Below are 2574 nucleotides of genomic sequence, written 5' to 3'. Positions count from 1 at the left end.
GCTTGCTGTTCCCACCACATCGATTTTCAGGAAACCACCACTGTGGCCAATATCAAGTCCGCCAAGAAGCGCGCCAAGCAGACCGTTGTGCGCAACGCGCGTAACACGGCTCAGCGTTCGATGCTGCGCACCGCCGTCAAGAAGGTGATCAAGGCTCTGGACGCCAACGACGCCGCCGGCGCCGAGGCAGCCTTCGCCGTCGCCCAGCCGATCCTCGACCGTTTCAGCGCCCGTGGCCTGATTCACAAGAACAAGGCTGCGCGTCACAAGAGCCGTCTGACCGCCCGCATCAAGGCCATCAAGGCTGCCTGATCCGCGCGATCACCAGGGGTCGCAAGACTCCCGGCATGAAAAGCCCGACCTTGTGTCGGGTTTTTTATTGCCCGCGATTTCACCTGTAGTGCCGAGCCATGCTCGGCAGGGGCTTTCCCGACAAAGCCAGCCGGTAGTGCCGAGCCATGCTCGGCAGAGGCCTTCCCGGTAAAGCCAGCCGGTAGTGCCGAGCCATGCTCGGCAGGGGCTTTCCCGATAAAGCCAGCCGGTAGTGCCGAGCCATGCTCGGCAGAGGCTTCGCCAGTAACGCCTCTGCCGAGCATGGCTCGGCACTACAAAAACGCCGCTTCCCGTAAAGGAAGCGGCGCTCCTGATCCACCACTGGCCCGTTGAATCAAAGGCCCTGCGCGTGACGCTCCTCTTCCTCCAGCATCTTCTGCTGGTCAAAGAAAGCCATGATGTCCTTCATGATCGGCCAGGTGCCCTCACGGCCCAAGGCCGACACCAGATACCAGGGCTGCTCCCAGCCCAGCTCGGCCACCACCTGCTCGGCAGCCGCCTTGGCCTCGTCCTCGAACATCAGGTCGGCCTTGTTCAGCACCAGCCAGCGCGGCTTCTTCAGCAGCTCCGGGTCGTGCTTGCCCAGCTCGCGCTCGATGGCACGCACCTGCTCGATCGGTGAGATGCCTTCCACGCCACCCTCCATCGGCGAGATGTCGACGAGGTGCAGCAACAGACGGGTGCGCTGCAGGTGACGCAGGAACTGCGCGCCCAGGCCAGCACCATCGGCCGCACCCTCGATCAAGCCCGGAATATCGGCGATCACGAAGCTGCGGTAATTCTCAACCTTCACCACACCCAGGTTCGGGTACAAAGTGGTGAACGGGTAATCGGCCACCTTTGGCGTCGCCGCCGAAACGGCACGGATCAGGGTGCTCTTGCCGGCATTGGGGAAGCCCAGCAGGCCCACGTCGGCCAGCAGCTTCAGCTCCAGCTTGAGCAGGCGCTCCTCTCCCTCCTCGCCCGGCAGCGCCTGACGCGGCGCGCGGTTGGTGGAGCTCTTGAAGTGCATGTTGCCCAAGCCACCCTTGCCGCCCTTGGCCACCAGCAGACGATCACCATGCACGGTCATGTCACCGATGACCTCATCGGTGGCGACATTGATGACAACAGTACCGACCGGCACGGTGATAACCAGATCTTCGCCGCCCTTGCCATACGCCTGCCGACCCATGCCGTTCTCGCCGCGCTGCGCCTTGAAAATGCGGTCATGGCGAAAATCGACCAGGGTGTTCAGGTTTTCGTCGGCACGGATCCACACACTGCCGCCGTCGCCACCGTCACCACCGTCCGGGCCACCCAGTGGAATGAACTTCTCGCGGCGAAAGCCGATGCAGCCGTTACCGCCATTACCAGCGGTGACCTGGATCTCCGCTTCGTCTACAAGTTTCATGATTCTGGTTGCCCACTGATGGCGGCAGGCAAGCTGCCCGACCGCTGGATTCTACCGGCCCCGGCGCTGCCGGGGAAAACGGGCCAGGATGCCCGCGAAATGTTCTTCAACCAACGAAAAACCCCGCCGAAGCGGGGCTCTCGTCAGCAGCCCACACCGAAGCATGGGCGGCTTGCGTGTCCGGAATCAGGCTTCCGTGACGACGTTGACGGTGCGGCGCTTGTTGGCACCCTTCACCGTGAACTCAACCTTGCCATCCACCAGCGCGAACAGCGTGTGGTCACGGCCCAGGCCGACGCCGGTACCCGGGTGGAACTGGGTGCCGCGCTGACGCACGATGATGTTGCCAGCTTCGATGGCCTGGCCACCGAAGATCTTGACGCCGAGGTATTTCGGGTTGGAATCGCGACCGTTGCGCGAGGAACCTACGCCCTTTTTATGTGCCATGACGGATTCTCCTTAGCAATTAGCCGGCGATGCCGGTGATTTCGATTTCGGTGTAGTACTGACGGTGACCCTGACGCTTCATGTGGTGCTTGCGGCGACGGAACTTGATGATCCGGACCTTGTCGGCGCGGCCGTGGGCCACAACCTTGGCGGTCACCGAAGCGCCCTTCAGCGCGTCACCCAGCTTGATGCCATCGGCATCGCCGAGCATCAGGATGTTGTCGAACTTGATCTCGTTGCCGGCTTCGACTTCGAGTTTTTCCACGCGCAGGGTTTCACCCTGAACGACGCGGTACTGCTTACCGCCAGTTACCAGAACTGCGTACATGACCAGACTTCCTCTGTAGTTATTGTGGTCGCCGTGCCCGCCATCGAGGGCGGACAGAAGCGGGATTTTACCG

4 protein-coding genes are annotated in these 2574 nt (G+C 62.3%); 1 reads left to right on the top strand and 3 read right to left on the bottom strand.

Features of this window, described 5'->3' with window-relative positions; genetic code table 11:
- Nucleotides 1-42: 42 nt before the first annotated feature.
- On the top strand, nucleotides 43-312 hold the full coding sequence (gene rpsT, locus B2527_RS15430) for a 30S ribosomal protein S20 (RefSeq protein ID WP_057629708.1): 270 nt from the start codon (nucleotides 43-45) through the stop codon (nucleotides 310-312).
- A 355-nt stretch (nucleotides 313-667) separates the two neighbouring features.
- Here the strand turns inward: rpsT and obgE are convergent, their stop codons facing one another.
- The 3 genes from obgE to rplU form a co-directional block, all read right to left on the bottom strand.
- Nucleotides 668-1726, bottom strand: coding sequence for a GTPase ObgE (obgE, locus tag B2527_RS15425; RefSeq protein ID WP_293715527.1), 1059 nt, complete (start codon nucleotides 1724-1726; stop codon nucleotides 668-670).
- A 186-nt stretch (nucleotides 1727-1912) separates the two neighbouring features.
- On the bottom strand, nucleotides 1913-2173 hold the full coding sequence (gene rpmA, locus B2527_RS15420; protein ID WP_293715524.1) for a 50S ribosomal protein L27: 261 nt from the start codon (nucleotides 2171-2173) through the stop codon (nucleotides 1913-1915).
- Nucleotides 2174-2192: 19 nt separating this feature from the next.
- Nucleotides 2193-2501: a 50S ribosomal protein L21 gene (gene rplU, locus B2527_RS15415; RefSeq protein WP_282269142.1), complete on the bottom strand. Its 309-nt coding sequence runs from the start codon at nucleotides 2499-2501 to the stop codon at nucleotides 2193-2195.
- Nucleotides 2502-2574 lie beyond the last annotated feature (73 nt).

It is taken from the genome of Stenotrophomonas sp. UBA7606, assembly GCF_002477705.1.
Lineage (GTDB): Bacteria > Pseudomonadota > Gammaproteobacteria > Xanthomonadales > Xanthomonadaceae > Stenotrophomonas.
This window is presented reverse-complemented; position numbering and strand designations above follow the sequence as displayed.